The sequence below is a fragment of the Mucilaginibacter endophyticus genome, from assembly GCF_003351025.1.
GTDB classification, from domain to species: domain Bacteria; phylum Bacteroidota; class Bacteroidia; order Sphingobacteriales; family Sphingobacteriaceae; genus Mucilaginibacter; species Mucilaginibacter endophyticus.
This window is the reverse complement of sequence record NZ_QPCG01000014.1, coordinates 25,101-49,326: the sequence shown is the minus strand read 5'-3', so window position 1 is coordinate 49,326 and position 24,226 is coordinate 25,101. Positions and strand designations below refer to the sequence as shown.

Genomic DNA, 24,226 nt, shown 5'->3' with positions numbered 1-24,226 from the left:
ACCAGTCCGAACTAAGGGAGGGTTACATATCCACGAGATCATACGTGAGCAAAAGCTAAATAGGCAGCTTATTTTTATTACACACAATCCGAATATTCCAGTATTGTCCGATGCGGATAGAAATGTATTTCTTGAATACGATAATCGCTTATCCAATATCAATCGAGTTGGTACAGTAGACGAAGTAAAAAAAGACATAATAGCCTTACTCGAAGGAGGAGCACAAGCTTTTGAAAAGCGTATGGAGATTTATGGTTATGAAAATAATCTTTAATCATCATGGAAATTCAAGAAAGAACTGAATTGCTTGCGCGTTTTGAGGTCATGCAAGTTACTGCATTTGCTGAGGAGGTTCCAGTGATGGAGTTAGTACAAAAAATAATTGCTGAATTAAATAGTATACCGACCGCTGAAAAACACCATTTTAAAGATTTTGCAGAGAAGCTGAAGAACTTACTTTTTACAAATAGTATAAGCACGAACCAACTCGATTTGAATCAGTTCGGCTCGCTTGAAGAAATTCAGGTAGCAGCAGAAAAAAAAATGGTCGAAACGATTATTGCAGAAAGCACAAAGGCCGCTATTATCTTAGGATTTAGACCGCTTTTTATGCAAATGTTGAACAGTTTGAAGACAGAGCTTAACACATTAAAGGGTTATTTCTTCTTTTACCTTCAAAATAACGTCACGGTAGATTTCCAACCATTGATTCTTCATGATGACAAATGTTTTTACCATTCAGTTAAAAAAAAGCTTGAAACCGATTTTGATAATTGTTTATGCTTTTCTATCGAAGAATTTAAGAAAAAACTTGGTGATGGGTCGATTGCCACCGGCAACTTTGCGGTTGTTCTACTTTTGTCAACAAAAGTAAATGATAAAGAATTAGTTGATCACATTAAAGAAACTCTTAGATTAGTCATCGAACCCTGCTCTGAATATGGTTTTATTGATTTTAAAACACTTGAGTCAACAACCAACACAGATTTCCTCATTCATAACAAGTTAGAGGACTTTTTAGATGAGATCGACTATGTAACCTCGTTGTTTCTTATGAACGCTGAATTGTCGAATGATGAAGAAAAACTTCTTAAGAACCTTTTCCGACATACTCCATCAATATTGGAATATAAAGTTTTAAAAGGCGGAAAAAGTGGTTCAAAAGTTTTAGAAGTAAAACCAAAATTGACTTTTAGTAATGAAATCACAAGACGTTATGTAGCGAAATTTGGGCCATTAGATGGTAAGGATAAAATTTCAAGTGAAATGAAGGGATACTCTATCTTCATCGACAATTATTCAAGCCCAAACTATCACGCTGCACATTATAGTAAGAATGCGACAATAGAGGGGATGAAGTATTCATATGCGTCAAAAGATGCGGTGCATAATTCCTATTCATATGCCTCAATTGTCTCTGATAATTCAAACAAATATCATGAAGAAAGAAAAGAAATTATCGATGAGTTGTTCGCATCGGGCCCGTTTGAGGTTTGGAAAGCTTCAAAAGAAAAAGGAACATTTACTATTTCCGACCTTTACATAAAATATATAAAGCCTAAAAAGTTTTTCGATTCAATACAGAAAATTAAGGGGATTAGCGACGAAGAAATTGCTACCGATGCATTAAAAATGAATTTTCAAAAAATCATGGAATATTCGATAGAAACTCTCAAAAAGGTTTGTCACGGTGATCTCCATTCTGAAAATTTTTTTAAAGACGATAGCGGAATTTATTTGATTGATTTTGGGTTTACAGGCCTTTTGCATGCATTAGTAGATCACACGGCTTTAGAATGCTCAATCAAATTTAAACATGTGCCATTTTATGTCGAAGTTGGCATTTTGGCTGAAATTGAGAATCAGTTAACTGGCGAGGATTCATTTAGCCCATCATTTTCAGTAACCACAACGAGAAAGGATTTATTAAAATACTTTGAAATAATAAATCGAATTAGAGTTAGTTCGATGAATTTATGCGTAAACCCGGGAAACAACTTGGAATATCTGATTTCTCTATTTGTGATGACTTGTCGGCAGGTGCAGTATGGTGACTTGAACCAGCTTTATGCGTTACGATCTGCTCATATTATAGGTGAGCGAATTATACAACTAATAGGTTAAAGTTAGTATTTAAATATAAAATATTGAATAAGAGTTTGCATACAAATTGACTATCAATGGCATCCTCAAATACTACGGTCAATAGATAAAACTGCCATGACATGGAAACTTATGATTATATGAGGATTGACTGCGAATGACGCCGAAATGCTGTAAAAAGCCATGTCCTATATTCTCGTCGGAACCACTGGAAGATAAAAAGCCTGCAAATCAAACAACTGTAGGCTTTTCCTTTTTATTCAAAATGCACCTATCTTACCCCTGCTCGATCTGCTTCAAGCTATCCATCTTCTTATAAGCCAAAAATCCTTTAATATCCTCAAAATGCTCGCGGACACGTTTATTGCCAAACTCAAATACTTTTTGCACCAGTCCGTCAAGGAAATCACGATCGTGTGATACCAGGATCAGTGTGCCGTCAAAATCTCTTAGGGCGTCTTTGATGATATCCTTGGTCTTCATGTCCAAATGGTTGGTTGGCTCATCCAGGATCAGCACGTTTACAGGCTCAAGCAACAGTTTGATCATGGCCAAACGTGTTTTCTCTCCTCCTGAAAGTACTTTTACCTTTTTGGTAGTATCATCACCGCTGAACATAAACGCGCCTAAAAGATCTTTGATCTTTACTGTTCCATCACTCAAAGGGATCTGGTCGATAGTATCAAACACGGTTAAATTCTCATCTAACAGCGATGCCTGGTTTTGGGCAAAGTACCCAATCTTGGCATTGTGACCAACTTTTAGGCTTCCTTCAAAATCTATCTCGCCCATGATGGCTTTGATCATGGTTGATTTACCTTCACCGTTTTTACCGACAAAGGCCACTTTTTCGCCGCGTTCAATCACCATAGCAGCTTTCTGGAAAACAACATGATCACCATAGGTTTTTGTCAGGTCTTCAACCATTACCGGGTATTGGCCCGAACGTGGTGACGGTGGAAACTTCAATCGCAATGCCGAAGTATCAACTTCATCAATCTCGATAACCTCAAGTTTCTCGAGCATTTTCACGCGCGACTGCACCTGCAGGGTTTTTGAGTATGTACCTCTGAACCGGTCTATAAACTCCTGGTTATCGGCAATAAAACGCTGTTGTTCTTCGTAGGCTTTCAATTGGTGTACCCTGCGCTCGGCACGCAGCTGGAGATAGTGAGTGTATTTAGCCTTATAATCATAGATCCTGCCCATGGTTACCTCGATGGTACGATTGGTGATGTTATCAACAAAAGTACGGTCGTGGGAGATAACCATTACTGCCCTGGCCGAGTTAACCAGGAAATCTTCCAGCCATTGTATACTCTCGATATCCATATGGTTGGTAGGCTCGTCCAGCAGGATCAGATCCGGTTTCTTTAACAAAATTTTGGCCAGCTCGATACGCATGCGCCAACCGCCAGAAAACTCGGAGGTTTGACGGGTAAAGTCTTTGCGCTCGAAGCCCAAACCTTTCAACACCTTTTCTATCTCTGCATCATAATTCACTTCTTCCTGCGAATAAACTTTTTCGCTCAGCTCCGATACCCTTTCAATCAGCTTCATGTAGTCGTCACTGTCGTAATCCGTGCGAATGTTGAGCTGCTCGTTTACTTCGTCCAGCTCCTTTTGCATCTGGTTGGCCTCATCAAAAGCTTTCATCGTTTCCTCAAAAACGGTTACATCATCATGAGTAAGCAAATGTTGTGGCAAATATGCAATTACGGCATCCTTAGGGCCGGTTACGTTGCCGGTAGTAGGTTTAGCCGCACCGGCAATAATCTTGAGGATGGTAGACTTGCCGGCACCATTTTTACCCATCAGGGCTATCTTATCATTCTCGTTTATTGAGAAGGTTACGTCGCTAAATAAGGTGGTTCCGCCAAATGAAACGGAGATGTTATTAACATTAATCACTGTATGGTAATATTGAATTTTGCGCAAAGATAAGTGAAAGACACAGAATTACGGCAGGAGAATGAAGGGTGCCGTCAGGCTGCGGTTATAAATATCGTGCGCGGAACAATAGGTGCTATTTAGACGCATAATACCAGGCTATTTTCTTTGCAAATAATTAAAAATACTTGTTCCATTGTAAATTACATGGAAACAAGTATTTTTATTATATCTTAAAATAAATTATTTTTCATACGCTCTATTTACCACCTAACCTTTAATCATACCAATGCATCTCAAAATAATCTTCAGGCAATAAATCAAAACGATTTCGGGCTTTACCTGGGCATGGTTCTATGGTAACTTCACGCTCAATATGTTAACTTTTAAGTATACAAGGATGGATAATATTTATCCTCTCCATTCTAAACCATTATCCATATTATGAAAAAAACAACCTTCATCATCCTATTTTTGCTGATTTCTACCTTTGTACACGCGCAGTGGGTTGATGGCACAAATATTTATAACACAAATGCCGGAAGCGTTACCATCGGAGCGACGGCTCCTTATACCATTAATGCATCATCCGCCCTTTTTCCTTCAGTTATACCCAAACTGGAAATCATTACGGGTACCGGAGGTACGATACCCTTCGCTGAGTTGATAACTATTCGTCATCCGGGCGCAACTTCAGATGCTATTTCGCGCCAATTGGGCATGGTGTTTAAGCTCTCCAGTGAAAGTGATATAGTTCAATCAAACAAAATGGGCGGCCTGATAGTCGAAAGCGCTAAGGGTTCTGCAAACTCTCCTACCATGAGCCTGGTTACGGCTAATATCCGTCGTTTAACTATTGATCAAAGTGGTAAAATTGGCATTGGTACAACTACTCCTTCATTCCCGTTTCAGTTATATAACACCACAGCACGAAGTACCAATAGCGGCTCCTCTGCTGAATTTGGCTTCGAATCTTTTGCCAGTACTACTGCATTTCAAGGCTCACGGCTGTATTTTGGGCGTTCCCGCGGTACATCAACCGCTCCACTTGCGGCGCAAAGTGGAGATTATCTCGGCTATCTTGATTTCTTCGGTCATGACGGCACTACAGTACAGCGTTCGGGACAACTTATTTTCCAGGTAGACGGTGTCCCCTCAAGCGGAATTGTTCCCGGGGTGTTCAGAATCATCACGGCAGGTGCTGATGGCGTCAATACCGAACGAATGCGGATCAATTCGGCAGGCAACGTAGGGATTGCTGCCACTGCTCCAATCTCTACATTCCAGGTTAGTAACGGCGCGTATAAGTTTTCTGCAGGCAGGGCTCCCGGGGCCGATCTGAATTACGGAACATCGTACATTGGTTTCAACGCAGCACGTATCGGAACCGCTGTATCTGCAAACTGGACTATTGAAGGTGATGGCGCTCACAATGGAGGCGGCGTAATTTATTCTGATATATTCGGAACAGTATCTATTGCTCCTATTGCTTCAGCCGGAGGTGGCGCACAAACACTTGCAGATCTTGACATTAAAAGCAAAATAGCTTTCAGAGTTAGCGGCACCGGGAACGTGGGTATAGGCACAACAGATAATTCGGCATGGAACCTTTCCGGTTCAACCTATAAACTGGCAGTTGGTGGCGGAATAATAGCAACCGCAGTTACAGTAAAAGCCGTTCCCAATTGGCCCGACTATGTTTTTAAAGACGGATACAAACTTCTTTCACTACCCGACGTGAAAAACTACATTGACCAAAACCATCACCTGCCTGAAATCCCATCAGCCCAGCAAATTGAGAAAGACGGTGTAAACGTAGGCGAAATGAACAAATTATTGCTTAAAAAGATAGAGGAATTAACTTTGTATTTGATTGAGAAAGATAAAAAAGAAAAAGAACAGGAAGAGCGAATCAGCAGATTAGAAAAAGTAATACAAAATTCGGCCTGCAATCGGTGATGTAGCCGTGCTATGACATTTCTTTTGTTATGTATACTACCACTAAGATATAATGAGTTTCAATTAAAAAAGAAGTTTTCTTAAAGCATAAATACGAATCCTATGTCCTTTAAGATATTCTATAATCAATTACTATAAAATTCAATTCCTTTAGATGAAAGTTTAAGGGCATTTGTGTTAATAAAAAATCAGCGCTTTCGGATTATAATCACTACAAAGCTACCCGGCTACAGTAACCTAACACTTCAGTAAAGTCGCAGTGCTGATCTTTAATGCAAAATCCTTTATTCTTAACTAAAATCGCTGTATTTTTAAGTGACCAATTTTTATCCCACCCGGGATAACGCTTAAGAAAAGTACCACCACTTACAAACCGATAATTTTTAAGAAAATGGAACAGCAACCTAACCAACCATCACCAGAAAATATTATGAAAATCGGCACTGGCTTCTGGGCCTCAAAAATCTTGTTAACAGCCGTTAGTTTTCAGTTATTTACCACTCTCGCCGAAAAGAAATCCATGACGGCCAAAAACGTCAAAGACCTTTTAGGGCTTAAATGTACCGACAGGAATATTTATGATTTTATGGATGCCTTAGCCGCATTTGGTTTTTTAAAGCGCGAAGGTATTTTAGATACCGCTACTTATTCAAACACAATAGACACGGATACGTTTTTGGATAAAAACAAGCCGTCGTATATCGGAGGTATTCTTGAAATGGCTAATAATCGCCTATATACATTTTGGGGAAGCCTGGGCGAGGGGCTTCTTACCGGATTGCCGCAAAATGAAGCAAAAAGGAGTGAAGACTTTTTTGGTTTGATATACCAGGATCCCGAAAAACTAAAAGAATTTACCGGCGCCATGAGCGGCATCCAGATGGGGAATTTCATGGCATTTGCTCAAAAGTTTGACTTCAGTAAATATAAAACGCTGATTGATGTTGGCGGTTCGGCCGGGCTGCTTTCAATTATGGTTGCCAAGCATAATGAGCACATGCGCTGCACAACTTTCGATCTGCCTCCTGTTGAACCCGTTGCAAGTGCTTCTATACAGAAATTTGGTTTGGAAGAGAGGGTAAATACCGCCAGTGGCGACTTCTTTAATATGCCAATACCTAACGCAGATGTGGTTGTTATGGGAAATATCCTGCATGATTGGGACGAGGAAAACAAAATAGCCTTAATGCGAAAAGCATATGACGTGCTCCCTGCCGGCGGAGCATTTGTTGCCATCGAGAATGTTATTGACGATGAAAGGAAACAAAATGTTTTTGGTTTGATGATGAGCCTGAACATGCTTATAGAAACCGGAACCGGGTTTGACTATACCTTTGCCGATTTTAATAAATGGGCAACTGTTGCCGGGTTTAAATCAACAACACTACTACCCTTAACGGGGCCATCAAGCGCAGCTATTGCATATAAATAATGTCGCGTAAGCACGTTTTACAATTCGTAAACACGCTTCATGTTCCCTGTCCAATCTATTTGGTTAGCTTTGCTAACCATGTTTGATGTCTTCGAAAAGTACTTACGCCAATGGGTTTCTGTTTCTGACGAAGAGATGGCGTTGATCCGTGCTGCAAGTATGGAAAGAAAGTTACGTAAATGGCAATCTATCCTGCACGAAGGCGAGGTTTGGAAAATCACATGCTTTATTACAACCGGTTGTTTTCGACTGTATAGGTTTAGTGCCGATGGAACAGACCATACCCTTAGGTTCGGGGTAGAGAATTGGTGGATTAGCGACCAGGAGAGTTATAATCATGAAAAGCCTTCTGAATACAATATTGAAGCCTTAACCTCCAGTACTGTTATCATCTGGACCAAGGAGAAATGGGAAGAGCTAAGAGAAACCATTCCCGCGGTAAAAATATTTAATGAGAAACTTTTAGCACGCGGTTACGAAACCAGTCAGCAGCGCATATTTTCATTGATCAGCAATTCGGCAGAAGAAAAATATCTCGAGTTCCAAAAAACATATCCCAAAGTGTTTAATAGCGTTCCCCTGCATATGGTTGCCTCTTACCTGGGGATTTCACGTGAAACCTTGAGCCGTATTCGAAAAGACTTTACGCGCCGCGATTAAATAAGTACCTATTCTCCTCCAAGTATTCTTGTTCTGTTGCAAAAAGCGTGACAAATGTCAACGCCATTTTGCGTCATATGGCTTCTTTTCCGAAGGCCATTACCTCTCACCTTTGTTTTGTCGCCCGGTAGTTCGGGCAAATAATTCAAACATTTTTTAATCATGAAAACTAATATCGAATACACCGCATCAACTGTTCCTACTCAGTTCGTATCTATAAATGGCACTTTGTTCGCTTACCGTCGTTTCGGCAACAAGGCGGGCTTGCCGCTGGTGCATTTACAGCATTTTACCGGCACCATGGAAAACTGGGACCCCATGGTACTGGACGCTCTGGCGCTGGACCGTGAGATTATCATTTTTAATAACAGGGGAGTAGCGAGCACCGGAGGAGAAACACCAGATAATATAGCGGCCATAGCTAAAGACGCGGAAGCATTTGTTGACGCGCTGGGTTTGGAAAAGATAGATCTGCTGGGTTTCTCTATGGGGGGCATGGTGGCTCAACAATTCACGCTTGACAGGCCGGAGCTCGTTAATAAACTAATTTTACTGGGTACAGCCCCGCGCGGAGGGCATGAGATTGATGATTTTACGCCGGAGGTTTGGGCTATTTTTGCCAAAGAATTTCCTTCAGAATATGAGATCTTACTGGAAACCCTGTTTTCACCAACACCAAGCAGTCAGCAAGCCGCCCATAAGTTTCTGAACCGCGTAAAAAATGGCAGAGTTGAAAATCGCGACAGCAAGATCAGCGAACAGGTAGCGCCGGCACAGTCGGCTGCAATTAAAGGCTGGGCCAATATCAACCCTGGCGATTATACTTATTTAAATGCTATTAAGCAACCTGTGTTTGTGTTAACCGGCCACAATGATATTATATTCCCAACGGTCAATTCCTTTTTGCTGCAACAAAATCTGCCCGACGCGCAACTGATTATTTATCCGGATTCAAACCATGGAGCACAATATCAATTCCCCAACCTGTTTGTTAAACAACTGACAGATTTTCTTAATGGCGTAAAATAATTGGGAATATTAATTTAGCTTTTTACAAGGCTACACTTTGTTGTGATTGCTTATTAACCCAGCAATTACAAGGTCATCCCGGGAGCCTTCAGATTAAACCTGAAGGCCCTTTTTTGTGGGGACGATACGACTAATGTCAACAAAGAAATTTGCCTAATATTTCATTAAAGGTTTCTGGCTTTTCCATCATCGGCGCATGCCCACATTCGGGAATCATAACAAGTTTTGAATTGAGTAAATGGGTGTTAAATTCATTTGCGACATGAGGCGGGGTAATTTGATCGTCCTCGCCCCATATTAATAAAACAGGTACCGAAATTTCAGGAAGACGTGTAAGCACATTATCTCTTTGAGCCGACCTCGCTGTTCTGACAGCACACAGGCATTTCAACGGATCTGTAGTGATTTGCAGCACTTCAGACACAAGCTCATCGGTTGCGATGGCCGGATGATAAAATGTAGCAGCCACTCTCTCTTTAATGTATGCATAATTCCCCCGTTTAAGGTAACTGCCAACCTGGGTGTTTTCATAAAGTCCGGAACTGCCGGTCAATACCAATTTAGCTACGTTATCAGGGTGACGATGAGTATAAAGTATGGCAATATGCCCACCAAGTGAATTCCCCACCAGGATTATATTTTTAAGCCCTGCCGATGCGATCATCGTTTCAAGAAAATTAAGAAGATGCTCCAGGTTGTTTTTAGGGTTTTCGTATATAGGCAGTTTGGGTATATAAATATCAAATCTATCTTCAAAATGCTTAACAACTCCTGTCCAGTTGCTTAGGCCTCCAAATAACCCATGGAGTAATATCATGCTTTGTCTCATCCGTTTTTTAAACAAAGCTATTCCCCCTAATAAACCCATTTTGTGATTCTGGTCACAAAAGCCGCCAGGTTATTTTAGTAGGTATAACCTTGCCCGGCTTAAGGCTTCCCGGCTGATATAGAGGTAGCGGGCGATATTGGTGAGCGAAATTTTTTGTATAATGGCAGGGCGGCGCTCCAGCAGGTACCGGTAGCGCCTCGCAGGGCTTTTTAACGACAGGATATGCTCGTGCTCTGATTGCTGTTCAAGTATCTCCTGGTATAACTGTAAGTTTACATGCAGCAGGTTTATATGCAGGTCGTAAAGAGGCTGCATTTTTTTGATATTGATCTTCAAGATCACCGCGTCTTCAAGTGCCGTAATACTTACCGCAGAAGGTGCCTTTTTATTATAGCTTTCACAATTTGCCAGAAAATCATTGGGAAATCCGAATTTGATGATCTTCTCGTTACCGTCATCATCCAGGATAGAAAATTTAAACAATCCGGATATAACAAAGGCCGAAAAGCGGGCCACCTTCCCGTACTTTAAAAACGAATCGCCTTTTTTAATATGTTTAACAACAGCCATTGAATGTAGTAACTGCCATTCCTGGTCGGTTACTATTGGGTATTTTTTCTTAAGCTGCCCATACCATTGTGGTAATTCGAGTTTCATTAAAATATGTTTCCGTTAATATGCTAAAAAATAAACACATATTGTGTGTCTGTTACATCAATCCCCGTAAAAAGCATCCTGCTTCATTCTACAAATCAAGTATAAAACAATTATTGTTTTGTAGTCCCAGCGCCATATTATTCTTTACAATCACTGAATATTTTGAAGTGTATGTTAAATGTATAATTTGGCCATATACAGAAATGATTATGACAAAAGAAAAACCCGAATTTTGGGAGAAAAGCTTTGTGGAAAAGCAGGAAATGTGGGGATTTGAACCATCAAAGTCTGCTGTATTGACAAAAGAGTTTTTTGTTGAGAAATCTGTAAAAAACATGCTCATCCCCGGCATTGGTTATGGCCGGAATGCGCAGATCTTCAGAGAGAACGGCATTAACGTAACCGGGATTGAAATATCAAAAACAGCCATTGAAATGGCCAGAAAGCATTATGGAACTGATATGGCTATCTATCATGGCTCCGTAACCGATATGCCATTTGATCAAAATCAATACGATGGGATATTTTGTTATGCTTTAATTCATTTGCTCGACAGCGGTGAGCGCCGGAAGCTAATAGCCGATTGTTATAACCAGTTAGCTGATCATGGCTACATGGTATTTACAGCGATATCAAAGGAAGCCCCAACCTATGGGCAAGGAAAACTGATCAGCGATGATCGCTTCGAGATTTTTGAAGGAGTCAAAATGTTCTTTTACGACCGGGAATCAATCGCTGCTGAATTCGGTGAAGCCGGTTTGTTTGAGATTGCGGAGGTGACTGAAAACTTCCCCTTCTTTTTAATTAAATGCCGTAAGAACAAACAATAGAAATTATCTATACAAAAGCCTCCGCGATATAGGCGGAGGCTTTTTCCCAATCAATCCAGAATATCAAATATTCACTTCGGTGGTTACAAAAACCTCACGGCTCTCCAATAGCGGAACAATTTGCCCTACAACAATGGTTTGAAAATGTACCGATCCGCGATGATCTGCAACGGCTGCTTCATCTTTATAAGCTTCAAATAATAGCAACGTATTGGCATCGGTACTGCTTTGGTTGATTTTATAAAACAGGTTACCTTCCTCCGCCCGGCTTTGTTTGGCAACCCCGGCAAGTAGGTCGAGCACTGTGTTTAACTTTCCTTCTTTAACTTGCCATCTGGCAAAAACATTAATGGTTTGCTGGTTCATTTTTTTATGTTTTAAAATATCTTCTCCTTTTATCTAAAATAAAAGGAGCGGGCTTAATTATGCTTCTAAAATTTTAATTACGCTTTCGGCTACACCTTTTGCCGATGCCGGGTTTTGGCCGGTAACCAAACGGCCGTCGGTAACTACATAGGTCTGCCATGGGGCGGTAGCGCTGTAGTTAGCACCACGTTGTTTCAGGGCGTCTTCCAGTTCAAACGGAACGTCTTCTTTGGCATAGTTTTCTTCTTCGGCTTTGCTGAAACCGGTAACATTTTTACCGTCAATCAGGTAGCTGCCATTGTTCAATTTCACGTTGATCAACGCCACCGGGCCGTGACAAACAGCACTTACTACACCACCTTTTTCGTACATACCCGATAAAATGTTTTGCACGGTAATATTCTCAGGCATATCTACTACAGGAGCTAAACCGCCGGGAACAAAAACCGCGTCATAACCGGCTATTGACACCTGGTCTATTTTTTTTGTATTTCTCATAGCAGCGGCACCTTCTCCGTTCAAAAAGGCAATATTCAGTTCATCGTCCAGTTCAACCATATCTATAGGGGCTTCGCCGCCATTAACGCTGTATACATCAATATCGTAGCCCTGTTTTTTAAAAGTTTGGTAAGGATTGGCAACTTCGGTAAGTAAATTTCCGGTAGCACGGTTGTGTGGGCCTATTACACTTGCACTTGATACTACAAATAAGATTCTCTTTTTCATGGCTTTAAAATTTAAGTTGTTAATAATGGATGTTTGTTTTGTTGTTTGATTTACATAACAAATGTCCAAAATCGGGGAGCCCCAATACAAGGAAGCAAGTCACAGAAAAAGTGTGATCCGGATCACACTTTCGAAAGACCCACCCAAGAAACAAAAACTTAACGAAATGGCTAATAGCCAATTACATATAGAAACCAACAAAATCGAATCGCATAAAGCGCTATTAAGCTTTACTGTTGGAATAAAGCCTGCTTAAAGTTTCGCGACTAACACCGAGGTACTCGGCTATATACTTTTTAGGGATTTTTTGCATTAAATGAGGATAAAGCAAACCGAATTCCTCATACCGTTGCTGCGGCGAGCTGGAAAGTAATGATATGATCCTTCGTTGCAGCGCAACATAACCATTTGTGAGCTTTACCCTAAAAAAATGTTCCATTTTGTGCGATTCGGCGGAGAGGGTTTCACGACCGTGTAGGGTGAGGCAGAGCACCTCGGCATCTTCCATACATACAATATTGAGGGTGGCTTTTTTATCTTTAAAATAAGCCTGGTAATCGGCCGTCCACCAGTTTTCGCCGGCAAATTGTACAATATACTCTTTACCTTCGTTATCCAGGTAAAACATCCTGAAAACGCCCGATAGGATCAGGTATTCAAATGTAACGGTATCGCCCTCCTGGGTAAGGTATTGATGCTTCTTTACTCTTTTATAAGTAAAAAACGGTTTTACAAATTCAAACTCCTCATCACTGATCGCGATTATTGCTTCGATATGCCTGCGGAGTTTATCCATTAGTGAGGTAGTTCTGTAAATATTGCCTATGATGTATCGCTGCCCGATACAAAGGATTTAAATATAGGCAAATTCAGGCATTTGGCCACATTGGCACCCGCAATTACAGAACACGCAAGTTGGTTGGCTTAGTCCTTTGTTTTGCTTAACCTTCTTCGAAACCTGGAGGCCAGCGATTCCAAATCCCGTTTTTGAATATCCTCAGGCCTATTAAATTGAGATAAAACAAGAGTTCTGGAAAGTTGAATGGAGCCGTTAGTGGTTCTAACCAGAACCTCATCCCCACGTTCGGTATGGTTTTTATAATTCCCGATTTGGGCGTTAACGCCGGCAAGACGCATCAATAATTCAACTATAGCATAGAGCGGCAGTTTGCTTTGCGACATATATTACCAATGTTGTTTAATACTAAGTTAAGTATATTTTAACAATTAGTAAATAGCGGGGTTTATAATGCTATAATTTAACACGAAATTTATATACACATCGAGAAATGAAAACTCCTTCTCGTTATTCTTTATAATCGGCAAAATAAAAGATGTTGCCATTGTTATCTACAACCGCAAATTGCCGCAATCCCCAGGGCATCATTCGTAAGGGGCCGTTTAGATGGATCAGGCCCAATTGCTGATATTCGGCATAAAGTTGCTCAATATCGGTCACATAAATATAACAGCCCATATTACGGCAAGCTTCCTTATCATCGCAGGGGAATAAATGCACATTAATACCATCCCGGGTAAATATTAAATATCCGTTATGGCTATCGCTAAAGGTAAAGCCTAACTTTTCAGTATAAAAAACAATTGTTTTAGCTTCATCCAGCGAGGCCAATATGGGTGTGGAACGTTTAAACATTGTTGCAGATTTTGAATTGCACAGCCCAATTTACAACTCTCACAGCAATCAACCAATGATCTCTATGTGATGTTTCCTGTACCCCAGCGGACTTTTACCGGTAGATAGCTTAAATATTTTATGGAATGATGCCACATCGCTAAACCCCGAATCAAAACTGATTTGCGTTGCGTTTTTATCCGTTGATATGAGTTGCTGCATGGCATATTGCAGCCGGTAATAGGTAATGGCTTCGGTCATTGTTTTTCCGGTTGTTTTTTTATAAAACTTACAGAAAGCGTTTTTGGTCATGCTGCCTACCTCGGCTACCTCATCAAGGCTTATCTTGCTCCTGAAATTATCAATGATAAAACTTTGCACAAGTTTTAGCCGCTGATGCTCTATCCCCTGCGGGCTGTAAATCACCGGCTCGGCATTTAAGTACCGGTACGACGCATGACCGGTTAAACTATCAAGGATATTTAGCAACAGGATAAGCTTTTTAAACGGATCATCCACCTTAACGAGCGCCAACATCAGATCAATAATTGCCGCTGTGCCCTCGCCGCTAAAGTGGATGCCGTGAAAACTTTTATTGAGCAACTGCACAACCTTCCAGGCCGATTGGTTCTCAAAGAAATTAGCCCCTAAAAAATCAATATTAAACTGGATCACTACCGATTTCGCGTTGATCTCCTCGTGATGCAAAGTCGTTTTCCAGCAATGCGGCACATTGCTGCCAATCAGCACCAGGTCACCCTGCTGGTACGCCGACATGTTGTTACCCACAAACCTGTTGCCTTCGCCTTTCAGAATAGCCGTCAGCTCATATTCGGGATGAAAATGATAGGGCGACTCAAACTCGTGCTGCTCAAATAACCTGGCCAGGAACGTGTTTTTGTCATGATTATTTAAAGCTTCTAAAGTAGGCTTGATCATCGGTGCCGGATAATTTTGATATACAAAGTAACCAAATTATCCTATTTCTGCTGATGTTCGCTGATATATTCGGTGCTTTTGGATCTGTCGATGAACAACTTTAACGAGTCAATTTCCGTGGCTTTGTATGGTTTAAAGTCGCCACTGTAAAGGTCATGCTGCCATAGTTTTTGCTCCGGATCGCCGGGGCGGTGGCCCCATGGCAAATTGGTTTGCGTTTTGCCGTTAACCAGTCCCCACAGGTTACATCCTACCTTATATTGGTAAAACACCGGTACAATTTCGCTCACGGTAGATTTCCATGGCCGGTTCATCCACTCGGTATTGATCATAGGGCGATTGTATTGCTTTAGTTCTTCTATGGTTTTGGTAACGTGTTGCTTATCGCCGTAGTCATGGAAAGTTATCAGATCTACATTGTCAGTAATGATCTTGTTCAACCGTGGGTTTTGATCAAAAATACCGATGGTAAGTGGTTGCGAAGGGTTTACAGCCCTTGCCCAAACGATAGTTTTTTTAAGCAGGGGAAAGGTCGCCGAGCCTAAACTGCCGTTGGTAGGTTCGTTATATAAATCCCACATTAAAACGCGCTTGTCGTTTTTAAACCTTGTGATCACCTCCGTCACATATTTTTTGAGCTTGGGATGTGTGGCAGAGTCGACCACCATGCTATGTCCCGGGCTCGGCGACCAGGCCCAGGCGTACCAGCCCATCAATGGCTCGGGCTGTCTGCCTGTTTTAGGATCGTTGGTGATGCCGAATGAACAATCATCAAACAAAGCCGGGATAAACTTGATATGATGCTTATCACAAATCGCCATAAATTTATCTAAAGTGTTTATGAAATATTTAGGATCATCGGCGTATACGGCATATTGCAGCACGGCCCTTAACGAGTTCATACCCGATTTTTCGGCCAGTGCCAGCTCCTTATCAATGGCGGCCTCGTTAAACGTTGTTTTATCCCACATGGCGGTATAATTGATGGCATAAGCCGGGATATAATTAAATCCGCAATACCATGGCTGTTCATTATACCAGGCCCAGATCCGAGCTTCCGGCCAGCGTTTATCCTGACTTTGTGCAAAGCAGTTTGAAATACAAACGATTAATATTATCAGTAAAAAAATCTTTCTTATCATTTTAAAAACGGTGATCAGGTTTATCAGTAAACTAAAGGGTTTAAGTGCGACTGGGCTGCGTCGCCTGCGTTTAAGCCGCCGAGCCAGCGGTGCCGGTCGTTTTCCTGGTGTTTGTTTTGGGGCTCGGTTACGTGCGCGCCATCGGCATAATAAATAATGGTCATCACCTCACGGGTGGTATCTGCCGAACTATTACCCGGCGCGTTATGTAAAGTCCAGCCGTAATGCCAGGTAGCATCGCCGGCCTGCATGGTTTCGGCGCGGGTAATGGGATAGTTTTTTTCCCTGATATATTTTTGCAGCGATGTTTCAGATTCATCCGAGATCGGAATATTTTCTGCAAAGCCATCCAGGTGTGATCCTGAAGCGAACGTGAGCATACCCAGCTCAACATTAATATCCATCAGGGGCATCCACATGGTAACCGTTTTGTTGGTATCCAGCGGCCAGTAATACTGATCCTGGTGCCACGGTGTAAAGCCACCGCCTGCCTCTTTAAACAAAGCCTGGTCATGATAAATGCGCACATGATCAACGCCTAAAAGGTCGGTCGCTATTTTAGCAAAGCGTTTGGCGAGGGTAAACTCTTTCACGTTATCATCAACTTCCCACAGGTTCATGATCTGGAGGAAAGCTTTGCCATAGGTATCCCTGTCTTGCATAGCCCGGGTTTCGGTATTATAGCGATTTACAGCGTTGTTAATCACGTCGCGGTAATGGGCCACTTCATCGGCTTGCAATATGTTTTTGATAAGCACATGTCCCTGCTGCCTGAAGTCATTAATGAGTTCCGCATCCACATTAATAGTGCCGTTAAGCGTTGGTTTTTCTGTCTGGATCATGGGAATAAATTAGGTTATAATTGGTTAGCATGACTGATACCAAGAATCAGCATGACAAAAAAAGCGGATTTAATGCGGTAGGGATATGTTTAAATTATTCAATCAGTATTGAATATTATCCAACATTGATTTTCGATTGATTTTTCAGGCTAATATCAATAACTATGTAATGTAATTATAAACCAGCGATTTCATAAACCGGCAATCCGGCTAAGTAATAAAACCATGAGAAAAATATATCAGGCTATAACGTCAATCATGTTATGTGGCTTAATGTCCAACACGGCATCGGCACAAACAGGTTATATGGTAAAAGATAAAGTTGCCAAACAGGTAAGCCAGTTTAATTTGAGTGATGTGCGGCTACTTGATGGCCCCTTTAAACATGCCATGGAGAAGGATGGGGAATGGCTGCTTAGCCTTGAGCCCGATCGTTTTTTACACCGTTTCAGGGAAAATGCCGGACTAAAACCCAAAGGCGAGATTTATGGCGGATGGGAGTCGAGGGGCGTATCCGGTCATTCACTGGGGCACTATCTGTCAGCTTGCTCCATGATGTATGCGGCCACCGGCGATGTAAGGTTTAAACAAAAAACTGACTATATAGTTACCGAGCTTGCAGAGTGCCAAAGGGTACGTAAAACAGGATACGTAGGCGCTATACCCGGTGAAGATAAACTTTTTGACGAGATAGCCGCGGGGGATATCCGTTCGCCGGGCTTTGACCTTAATGGTGCCTGGGTGCCATGGTACACCGAACATAAAATATTGGCAGGCTTGGTTGATTCCTATTTATATACAGGCAATCAGCAGGCTAAACAGGTAGCAATAAAATTTTGCGACTGGATAGACACCAAGTTTAAAAACTTAACGGAAGCCCAATTTCAATTGATGCTGGAATGTGAGCACGGCGGTATGAATGAAGCGCTGGCTAACGTTTATGCCATCACCGGCGATAAAAAATACCTTGATCTATCATATCGTTTTCACCATAAACGCATTCTTGATCCGCTGGCGCAACAGCAGGATGATCTGGCAGGCCTTCATGCCAATACCCAGATCCCTAAAGTAATTGGCTGCGCCCGCCAATATGAACTCACCGGTAACCCTGCCGACCATACCATATCCAATTTCTTTTGGAATACTGTAGTACATCATTATAGCTACGTTATAGGCGGCAACAGTGATCATGAACGTTTTAGTGATAAGCCCGACTATTTATCAGTTCATTTAAGCTCTACAACTACAGAAACCTGTAACAGCTACAACATGCTGAAGCTTACCGATCATTTGTTTGGCCTTGATCCGAAAGCTGTTTATATGGATTATTATGAGCGCGTGCTTTATAACCATATCCTGGCTTCGCAAAACCCCGAAAATGGGATGGTGTTGTATTACCTGACACTGGCATCAGGTACGCAAAAACAGTTTGGTACGCCAGATGATTCATTTTGGTGCTGCACCGGTACCGGGATGGAAAATCACAGTAAGTATGGTATGGATATTTATGATAAAGACAATAGCGGAGGCTTATACCTTAACCTCTTTATCCCATCTACCTTAAACTGGAAAGAGAAGGGGATGCTATGGACCATGGAAACCAGTTATCCCGAAAGCGGAACCATTAACTTTACCCTTACGCAATCGGCCCGGAACCAGCAAATGCCGCTGCACATCCGTTATCCTAAATGGGCGGTTAACGGCGTACAATTATCTGTTAATGGGAAAGCTGTTGCCGTAACTGTCAAGCCGGGGAGTTATATTACCGTTAACCGCACGTGGCAGAAAGGGGACAAAGTTAAACTCGTTTACCCGATGAGCCTTTACACCGAAAGCATGCCCGATAACGCTAACATGAAAGCTTTCCTGTACGGACCGCTGGTTTTGGCGGGGCAGTTGGGCAAAGCGGATATTAAAAAACGCGACATCCCGGTATTTGTGGCCTCCGATCCAGATTTAAACCAATGGATTAAGCCTGTTGCTAACAAACCAACCGTATTTTATGCCAGTAACCAGGGCAAACAGGTAATGCTTGAGCCACTTTACAGAGTTTATGATCAGAAACAGGCTGTTTACTGGGACTTTTTCAATAACGACGAATGGAAGTTAAAACAGCGGCAATTTGATGCCGAACGCAAAGCCGAAGACGAACTTGCCGCCAATACACTCGACCTGATACGCGTAGGCGAAATGCAACCAGAACGCGATCATAACTTTAAAGGCGAACATACCAACACAGGCGAAATTGACGGAACCCATTGGCGCGATGCTACAGATGGTGGCTGGTTTTCTTTTGAGCTGGATACCAAAGGAGCAGCAAATACGCAGCTTCAATGCCGATATTTTGGCGCGGATGGCGAAGGCCGGGAGTTTGAAATCCTGGTAGACGGGCAAAAGATAGCTACAGAAAAACTGGTCAAAAAAACCGCTCCTGAACTTTATTCAGTAAACTATACAATACCGGAAGCTTTGCTTGCTGGTAAGCAAAGCATCGTTATAAAATTTCAGGCCTTACCGGGTAAAACAGCGGGAGGGATATTCGGATGCAGGCTGTTAAAGGTGAAATAACATTGATTTTCGGATAGCATAAACGAAACGGGTTGCCCGGCAACCCGTTTCCTATTTTTTTACAGGATGATCCTTCAGGTATTCGTCTAATTCGGCCTTGGTGTTTATCACCTCCATGATAGATGGATACCGGGTAGAATAGATAATAACGATCGGCTCTCCTTTATAAAAGTTTTCAAATTGCTTTGCTGTAATGGAATGGTTTACAAAGGCCGAATCGCCATCTATCTTTTTAAAGCCAAGCACAATTTTGCTGAAATCAAATTTCCTGCTGCTGATAGAACTTCCGTCGATAATATTCGCTTCAGTTAATTGGCCGTAGTTATGAATTTCATTCTTTTCCATTTCAACCTCGCGCCAGATCAGCAGGGCTACGGCACCCCAAAAAAGGACTAATATTACCGGCAATATGACACAGCCAGATGGGTTGTATGCTTTGGCCATGGCTTCTCTGCGCGCGCCTTCGTCAAGGCCTTCATCGTTTTTTGCCGCCTTGGTAAGATCTTTAAGAAAAATACTTACCAGTAGTTTTACCGAAACAAATGTGATGGCAACGGCCCCAACAATTACAATAAGGTAAATAGCCGAAGCGAAAATATTTACAGGGATAAGGCAGGTAAAAAAGAGGAGAGTTATCGCTGTAATAATCCCCCACTTTGTGGTTTCATTCATACTATAAAGATAACCGGGTTTGGAGGCTTATCAAATTTTAAATCACAAAAGATAATACTACCCAAGCAGGCTTCTTTTTTTATTATCATAAATTTACCGCCATGAAAAAACTAACCTTTTTAACCTTATTTGTCCTGCTCAGCAAATTTGGTTTCGCACAAAACTTAAACAGTATGCAGTGGTACAGTAAACCTCAAAAATCGTCAATAGAAGGCAGTACGCTGCATATGACCGTTGACCCGGCAACCGACTACTGGCGGGTAACGCATTACGGCTTTATCAGGGATAACGGACCTTTTTATTTTACCGAACAGGAAGGTGATTTTGAGGCAAGCGTAAAAATTACCGGTGCCTACAAGGAGCTGTTTCATCAGGCCGGCTTAATGGTGCGGATAGATAACAAAAACTGGATAAAAACCGGGATAGAATATGTTGACGGCGTTCAAAACGTAAGCGCGGTAGTTACCCGCGAAGTATCAGACTGGTCGGTAGTGCCAAGGCATGATAGTCCTAAATCTGTTTGGCTGAAGTTGTTACGCAAAGGCGATTTTGTGGAGATCAAATATTCCTTTGATGGCGAAAAATATGACATGCTCCGCCTGGCTTATTTCCCTCCAAATGTAAAAGCGATGATAGGCATGGTTGCAGCAGCCCCCGGCAAACAAAGCTTCGATGTTAAATTTGAAGATTTTAAAGTGGATAAGATAACGAAGTAGTTTAAAAAACAAGATGTTTTATTCTTTTTAAGCAGGAGGCTCCTATGGAGCCTTTTTACCGTTATGTATTGGGACTATAAACATGGTACTCCTACGGAGTTGTAAAATTCAAATAAACTCCATAGGAGTACCATGTTTGTAGCAATAAAGCACATAGTAAAAAACGGCTCCAGCGGAGCCTCCTATCAGCTATCTAATTGATTTTCGTAATCAAGGAAACTAAATTTGATATAAAATGCTACCTTTGCCCGGTAACCAACCACTCCCTCTATGTGATAAATAATTTCTTTCAGGACAAATAAACCAGTGTCGTTGCCACAACGCCCCGCTGTAATTATTCACCTTTTTCAAGAAAGAAATTATGCTTATTCTTCACGATATTACCTATATACACCCTAACCGTGATCTTTTATTTGCCGGTATTGATCTCGTAGTTAACAAACATGATAAAATTGCCCTGATAGGCAACAACGGCACCGGAAAATCAACTCTGCTTAAAATATTGGCCGGAAATTTAAAACCGGCCACCGGCGTGGTTAAAACTGATTCACGGCCTTACTTTGTTCCGCAGATCTTCGGTCAGTATAACGATCTTACCGTTGCCGAAGCACTGCAAATAGCTGATAAGCTGCACGCCCTGCAACAGATCCTTGAAGGTAATGTAACCGACGAGAACATGACCATCCTCAATGATGACTGGGCAATTGAAGAACGCTGCAACGAAGCGTTTATTCATTGGCAGCTTACCGATATTGATCTGGCGCAGAAAATGGGTTCGCTTAGTGGCGGGCAAAAAACAAAGGTATTTTTGGCAGGTATAGCCATTCATCGTCCGGAAATAGTTTTACTGGACGAGCCAAGCAATCACCTGGATAGTGCCGCGCGTGAGTTGCTTTATAACTACATCCAAACAACAAATAACACGCTGTTGGTGGTTAGTCACGACCGTACCCTGCTCAATCTAATCAATACCGTTTGCGAACTCAGCAAACGCGGCATAACTGTTTACGGTGGCAACTATGATTTTTATGCCGAACAAAAAGATATTGAAAGCGAAGCCCTGAACCAGGATGTGAAAAGCAAGGAAAAAGCACTCCGTAAAGCCAAAGAAACAGAGCGGGAATCTATGGAGCGGCAGCAGAAACTGGATGCCCGGGGAAAAAAGAAGCAGGAAAAAGCAGGTGTGCCCACCATCATGATGAAAACCCTTAAAAACAGTGCCGAAAAAAGCACATCAAAAATGCAGGGTGTACACGCAGAAAAAACCGGGGCGATAGCACAGGAACTAAGCCAACTGCGTAACCGCCTGCCCGATATCGATAAAATGAAGATGGACTTTGATAACTCCGCTCTTCATAAAGGTAAAGTGTTGGTAATCGCCAGGGATCTCGATTTTGGATATGACGGGCAATCGCTCTGGAATCCGCCGCTCAGCTTTCAGATTACCAGTGGCGAAAGATTAGTGATCAGGGGAGCAAACGGCTCGGGCAAAACTACGCTCATAAAAATGCTGCTTGGCCAGCTGGAGCCACAATCCGGCATGATGGAACGGGTAAAAGTTAAGGCCATTTATATCGATCAGGATTATTCGATGATCAATAATAAACTCAGTGTTTACCAACAAGCCGAAGAATTTAACTCCGGCGCGTTGCAGGAGCATGATATCAAAATCCGCCTCAACCGTTTTTTATTTACCCGCGAGGATTGGGATAAACCATGCAGCGCCCTTAGCGGCGGCGAAAAGATGCGATTGATGCTCTGCTCGCTAACCATCGGCAACCAGGCCCCTGATATGATCATCCTGGATGAGCCTACTAACAACCTCGACATTCAAAACATCGAGATATTAACTGCAGCCATTGATGATTATCGCGGTACGCTGATCGTAGTATCGCACGATGAATATTTTTTAAAGCAGGTAAATGTGGAGCGGGAGGTTTTGATAGGGTAATAAATAGAAAAATGTCATTTCGATAGAGCAGGGGCGGCTCAAGCGGTGGGGCGAAAGAGAAATCTTATACATCAGGCTCTGCAACTATAGCTATAAAAGCATGGTGTACAAGATTTCTCCTCACCCGATCTCACAGCCCCGCACTGTTCGTTCGAAATGACATTTTTTATTAGAAATTACTTATACTTTCTAATTAATCACCGCGCCATCCTTAATCTCATCACTGGCGTTCTTAAGGATGGTATCATTAGCTTTCAAATTACCGAATACCTCGGTAGAGTCATGCCTTGTAAGCCCTTCCTTGATATCGGTTAAAACGGCTTTGCCATTTTTTACGGCAACCACATATTCCCGCTCGGTAGAACGGATGATAGCATTATTGGGAACCAACAGTGATTTTGCACCCGACAACATCGGGATCTTTACTTCGGCGTACATACCTGGTTTTAATATTCCCTGATGGTTTTGCACATCTATTTCAATAGCTTCGGAACGCATACTTCCGAGGGCATTGGCCGAGCGACTGATCTTTGCGGTTTGTTCCTGTCCGGGCATGGCGTTAAAGGTAAATTTCACCTGTTGTTTCAGGTCTACTTTATCTACATAATCCTCGGGGATATAAACCTCCAAACGTAGTTTACGGGTATCCTGTAAGATAAGCATAGGCAGATCGGTGCCTTTACCTGGGGCTACCAAAGCACCCGGCGATACGTTACGCTGAATGATCATGCCATCAAATGGGGCCCGAATATTCAGGTAATCCTGCATGGTACGTACTGATGCTACGATAGAGCTTTCTGAACGGGCCATGGCATCATCAGCTTTCATTTTTGACAAGGCGTTATCCAATTCAAGCGGCGATACGGAACCGGGCTCTTTCGCGGCTTCCTTCAAGCGCTGATATTTTTCCTTGCTGGCAACGGCATTTTCCTTGGCCTGCATATACCTTGAGTCGGCAGCCTGTAGCTGTGATTCCATTTCCGGTGCTTCTAAAGTGACTAATAACTGTCCTTTTTTAACCAGTGTACCACGGTCAACAAAAACAGTTTTTACAAAGCCGTTTACTTTCGGGAACAGGTTTACCTCGTTATAGGGCTTTAACTGGCCGGGCAGACGCGCTTCGCTTGACAGCGCCTTTTCAGATACTTTGCCGGTTTCGTATTCAGTTGCTTTTTGGGTGGATTTTTTGTTTTCTGTAAGGTCCACCGGTTTTTGATTGCCTGCACATGCGGCCATCAGGCTGATACTGCTTAGCAGTATGATATATTTTAGTTTCATGATA

Annotated in this window: 23 protein-coding genes; 10 read left to right on the top strand and 13 right to left on the bottom strand. The window is 42.1% G+C overall.

What is annotated here, in order from left to right; genetic code table 11:
* Together DUL71_RS32240 and DUL71_RS31180 are read left to right on the top strand one after the other, a co-directional pair.
* Positions 1-274 (top strand): hypothetical protein (locus DUL71_RS32240; RefSeq protein ID WP_208645707.1); only part of this gene is annotated, 274 nt, incomplete at its 5' end.
* Between the two features lie 5 nt (positions 275-279).
* Positions 280-2,124 (top strand): protein kinase family protein, encoded by a 1,845-nt coding sequence (locus DUL71_RS31180; RefSeq protein WP_114941726.1) that lies wholly within the window; start codon positions 280-282, stop codon positions 2,122-2,124.
* Between the two features lie 255 nt (positions 2,125-2,379).
* On the opposite strand, the gene DUL71_RS31175 is transcribed toward DUL71_RS31180, so the two are convergent.
* Positions 2,380-4,014, bottom strand: a complete 1,635-nt coding sequence (locus DUL71_RS31175) for an ABC-F family ATP-binding cassette domain-containing protein (RefSeq protein ID WP_114941725.1) — start codon at positions 4,012-4,014, stop codon at positions 2,380-2,382.
* Between the two features lie 423 nt (positions 4,015-4,437).
* Here DUL71_RS31175 and DUL71_RS31170 point away from each other — a divergent pair, with 423 nt between their 5' ends.
* From DUL71_RS31170 to DUL71_RS31155, 4 genes are all read left to right on the top strand, one after another.
* Entirely contained in the window at positions 4,438-5,952 is a 1,515-nt protein-coding gene (locus DUL71_RS31170; RefSeq protein WP_114941724.1) for a phage tail protein, read from the top strand.
* A gap of 391 nt (positions 5,953-6,343) precedes the next feature.
* The gene (locus DUL71_RS31165) at positions 6,344-7,384 is read left to right on the top strand and encodes a methyltransferase (protein ID WP_114941723.1); all 1,041 of its coding nucleotides are present in this window, start codon (positions 6,344-6,346) and stop codon (positions 7,382-7,384) included.
* Positions 7,385-7,462: 78 nt separating this feature from the next.
* Entirely contained in the window at positions 7,463-8,044 is a 582-nt protein-coding gene (locus DUL71_RS31160; RefSeq protein ID WP_114941722.1) for a Crp/Fnr family transcriptional regulator, read from the top strand.
* Between the two features lie 162 nt (positions 8,045-8,206).
* On the top strand, positions 8,207-9,073 hold the full coding sequence (locus DUL71_RS31155) for an alpha/beta fold hydrolase (RefSeq protein WP_114941721.1): 867 nt from the start codon (positions 8,207-8,209) through the stop codon (positions 9,071-9,073).
* Positions 9,074-9,209: 136 nt separating this feature from the next.
* Here the strand turns inward: DUL71_RS31155 and DUL71_RS31150 are convergent, their stop codons facing one another.
* Together DUL71_RS31150 and DUL71_RS31145 are read right to left on the bottom strand one after the other, a co-directional pair.
* Positions 9,210-9,941 carry an alpha/beta fold hydrolase gene (locus DUL71_RS31150; RefSeq protein ID WP_244228893.1) on the bottom strand — a complete coding sequence of 244 codons (732 nt, stop codon included), beginning with the start codon at positions 9,939-9,941 and terminating at the stop codon, positions 9,210-9,212.
* A 30-nt stretch (positions 9,942-9,971) separates the two neighbouring features.
* Positions 9,972-10,559, bottom strand: a complete 588-nt coding sequence (locus tag DUL71_RS31145; RefSeq protein ID WP_114941720.1) for a Crp/Fnr family transcriptional regulator — start codon at positions 10,557-10,559, stop codon at positions 9,972-9,974.
* 209 nt (positions 10,560-10,768) lie between these two features.
* Here DUL71_RS31145 and DUL71_RS31140 point away from each other — a divergent pair, with 209 nt between their 5' ends.
* Positions 10,769-11,389: a class I SAM-dependent methyltransferase gene (locus DUL71_RS31140; protein WP_244228892.1), complete on the top strand. Its 621-nt coding sequence runs from the start codon at positions 10,769-10,771 to the stop codon at positions 11,387-11,389.
* Positions 11,390-11,452: 63 nt separating this feature from the next.
* Here the strand turns inward: DUL71_RS31140 and DUL71_RS31135 are convergent, their stop codons facing one another.
* The 8 genes from DUL71_RS31135 to DUL71_RS31100 form a co-directional block, all read right to left on the bottom strand.
* The gene (locus DUL71_RS31135) at positions 11,453-11,755 is read right to left on the bottom strand and encodes a putative quinol monooxygenase (protein ID WP_114941718.1); all 303 of its coding nucleotides are present in this window, start codon (positions 11,753-11,755) and stop codon (positions 11,453-11,455) included.
* A gap of 57 nt (positions 11,756-11,812) precedes the next feature.
* Entirely contained in the window at positions 11,813-12,481 is a 669-nt protein-coding gene (locus DUL71_RS31130) for a type 1 glutamine amidotransferase domain-containing protein (protein WP_114941717.1), read from the bottom strand.
* A 223-nt stretch (positions 12,482-12,704) separates the two neighbouring features.
* A complete protein-coding gene (locus DUL71_RS31125) occupies positions 12,705-13,277 on the bottom strand; it encodes a Crp/Fnr family transcriptional regulator (RefSeq protein ID WP_114941716.1) in 573 nt (190 codons plus the stop codon).
* Between the two features lie 128 nt (positions 13,278-13,405).
* Positions 13,406-13,663: a hypothetical protein gene (locus DUL71_RS31120; protein WP_114941715.1), complete on the bottom strand. Its 258-nt coding sequence runs from the start codon at positions 13,661-13,663 to the stop codon at positions 13,406-13,408.
* 124 nt (positions 13,664-13,787) lie between these two features.
* Positions 13,788-14,135: a bleomycin resistance protein gene (locus tag DUL71_RS31115; RefSeq protein WP_114941714.1), complete on the bottom strand. Its 348-nt coding sequence runs from the start codon at positions 14,133-14,135 to the stop codon at positions 13,788-13,790.
* A 48-nt stretch (positions 14,136-14,183) separates the two neighbouring features.
* Positions 14,184-15,053: an AraC family transcriptional regulator gene (locus DUL71_RS31110; RefSeq protein ID WP_114941713.1), complete on the bottom strand. Its 870-nt coding sequence runs from the start codon at positions 15,051-15,053 to the stop codon at positions 14,184-14,186.
* Positions 15,054-15,094: 41 nt separating this feature from the next.
* Positions 15,095-16,195, bottom strand: a complete 1,101-nt coding sequence (locus tag DUL71_RS31105; protein ID WP_114941712.1) for a cellulase family glycosylhydrolase — start codon at positions 16,193-16,195, stop codon at positions 15,095-15,097.
* Positions 16,196-16,218: 23 nt separating this feature from the next.
* Positions 16,219-17,037, bottom strand: a complete 819-nt coding sequence (locus tag DUL71_RS31100) for a phytanoyl-CoA dioxygenase family protein (RefSeq protein ID WP_114941711.1) — start codon at positions 17,035-17,037, stop codon at positions 16,219-16,221.
* A 225-nt stretch (positions 17,038-17,262) separates the two neighbouring features.
* On the opposite strand from DUL71_RS31100, the gene DUL71_RS31095 reads away from it, so the two are divergent.
* Positions 17,263-19,605, top strand: a complete 2,343-nt coding sequence (locus tag DUL71_RS31095) for a glycoside hydrolase family 127 protein (RefSeq protein ID WP_114941710.1) — start codon at positions 17,263-17,265, stop codon at positions 19,603-19,605.
* A gap of 51 nt (positions 19,606-19,656) precedes the next feature.
* On the opposite strand, the gene DUL71_RS31090 is transcribed toward DUL71_RS31095, so the two are convergent.
* Complete coding sequence (locus DUL71_RS31090) at positions 19,657-20,277, bottom strand: hypothetical protein (RefSeq protein WP_114941709.1); 621 nt, start codon at positions 20,275-20,277, stop codon at positions 19,657-19,659.
* Positions 20,278-20,378: 101 nt separating this feature from the next.
* Here DUL71_RS31090 and DUL71_RS31085 point away from each other — a divergent pair, with 101 nt between their 5' ends.
* Together DUL71_RS31085 and abc-f are read left to right on the top strand one after the other, a co-directional pair.
* Complete coding sequence (locus DUL71_RS31085; RefSeq protein ID WP_114941708.1) at positions 20,379-20,993, top strand: DUF1349 domain-containing protein; 615 nt, start codon at positions 20,379-20,381, stop codon at positions 20,991-20,993.
* A 361-nt stretch (positions 20,994-21,354) separates the two neighbouring features.
* A complete protein-coding gene (gene abc-f / locus DUL71_RS31080; RefSeq protein WP_114941707.1) occupies positions 21,355-22,944 on the top strand; it encodes a ribosomal protection-like ABC-F family protein in 1,590 nt (529 codons plus the stop codon).
* Between the two features lie 189 nt (positions 22,945-23,133).
* Here abc-f and DUL71_RS31075 read toward each other — a convergent pair whose 3' ends face one another.
* A complete protein-coding gene (locus tag DUL71_RS31075; protein WP_114941729.1) occupies positions 23,134-24,222 on the bottom strand; it encodes an efflux RND transporter periplasmic adaptor subunit in 1,089 nt (362 codons plus the stop codon).
* Positions 24,223-24,226 lie beyond the last annotated feature (4 nt).

Bases quoted from the DNA above. Each gene is read 5' to 3' on its own strand.
- DUL71_RS31180 (WP_114941726.1), top strand. From the start codon at position 280: ATGGAAATTCAAGAAAGAACTGAATTGCTTGCGCGTTTTGAGGTCATG.
- DUL71_RS31170 (WP_114941724.1), top strand. From the start codon at position 4,438: ATGAAAAAAACAACCTTCATCATCCTATTTTTGCTGATTTCTACCTTT.
- DUL71_RS31165 (WP_114941723.1), top strand. From the start codon at position 6,344: ATGGAACAGCAACCTAACCAACCATCACCAGAAAATATTATGAAAATC.
- DUL71_RS31160 (WP_114941722.1), top strand. From the start codon at position 7,463: ATGTTTGATGTCTTCGAAAAGTACTTACGCCAATGGGTTTCTGTTTCT.
- DUL71_RS31155 (WP_114941721.1), top strand. From the start codon at position 8,207: ATGAAAACTAATATCGAATACACCGCATCAACTGTTCCTACTCAGTTC.
- DUL71_RS31150 (WP_244228893.1), bottom strand. From the start codon at position 9,941: ATGGGTTTATTAGGGGGAATAGCTTTGTTTAAAAAACGGATGAGACAA.
- DUL71_RS31145 (WP_114941720.1), bottom strand. From the start codon at position 10,559: ATGAAACTCGAATTACCACAATGGTATGGGCAGCTTAAGAAAAAATAC.
- DUL71_RS31140 (WP_244228892.1), top strand. From the start codon at position 10,769: ATGACAAAAGAAAAACCCGAATTTTGGGAGAAAAGCTTTGTGGAAAAG.
- DUL71_RS31135 (WP_114941718.1), bottom strand. From the start codon at position 11,755: ATGAACCAGCAAACCATTAATGTTTTTGCCAGATGGCAAGTTAAAGAA.
- DUL71_RS31130 (WP_114941717.1), bottom strand. From the start codon at position 12,481: ATGAAAAAGAGAATCTTATTTGTAGTATCAAGTGCAAGTGTAATAGGC.
- DUL71_RS31125 (WP_114941716.1), bottom strand. From the start codon at position 13,277: ATGGATAAACTCCGCAGGCATATCGAAGCAATAATCGCGATCAGTGAT.
- DUL71_RS31120 (WP_114941715.1), bottom strand. From the start codon at position 13,663: ATGTCGCAAAGCAAACTGCCGCTCTATGCTATAGTTGAATTATTGATG.
- DUL71_RS31115 (WP_114941714.1), bottom strand. From the start codon at position 14,135: ATGTTTAAACGTTCCACACCCATATTGGCCTCGCTGGATGAAGCTAAA.
- DUL71_RS31110 (WP_114941713.1), bottom strand. From the start codon at position 15,053: ATGATCAAGCCTACTTTAGAAGCTTTAAATAATCATGACAAAAACACG.
- DUL71_RS31105 (WP_114941712.1), bottom strand. From the start codon at position 16,195: ATGATAAGAAAGATTTTTTTACTGATAATATTAATCGTTTGTATTTCA.
- DUL71_RS31100 (WP_114941711.1), bottom strand. From the start codon at position 17,037: ATGATCCAGACAGAAAAACCAACGCTTAACGGCACTATTAATGTGGAT.
- DUL71_RS31095 (WP_114941710.1), top strand. From the start codon at position 17,263: ATGAGAAAAATATATCAGGCTATAACGTCAATCATGTTATGTGGCTTA.
- DUL71_RS31090 (WP_114941709.1), bottom strand. From the start codon at position 20,277: ATGAATGAAACCACAAAGTGGGGGATTATTACAGCGATAACTCTCCTC.
- DUL71_RS31085 (WP_114941708.1), top strand. From the start codon at position 20,379: ATGAAAAAACTAACCTTTTTAACCTTATTTGTCCTGCTCAGCAAATTT.
- abc-f (WP_114941707.1), top strand. From the start codon at position 21,355: ATGCTTATTCTTCACGATATTACCTATATACACCCTAACCGTGATCTT.
- DUL71_RS31075 (WP_114941729.1), bottom strand. From the start codon at position 24,222: ATGAAACTAAAATATATCATACTGCTAAGCAGTATCAGCCTGATGGCC.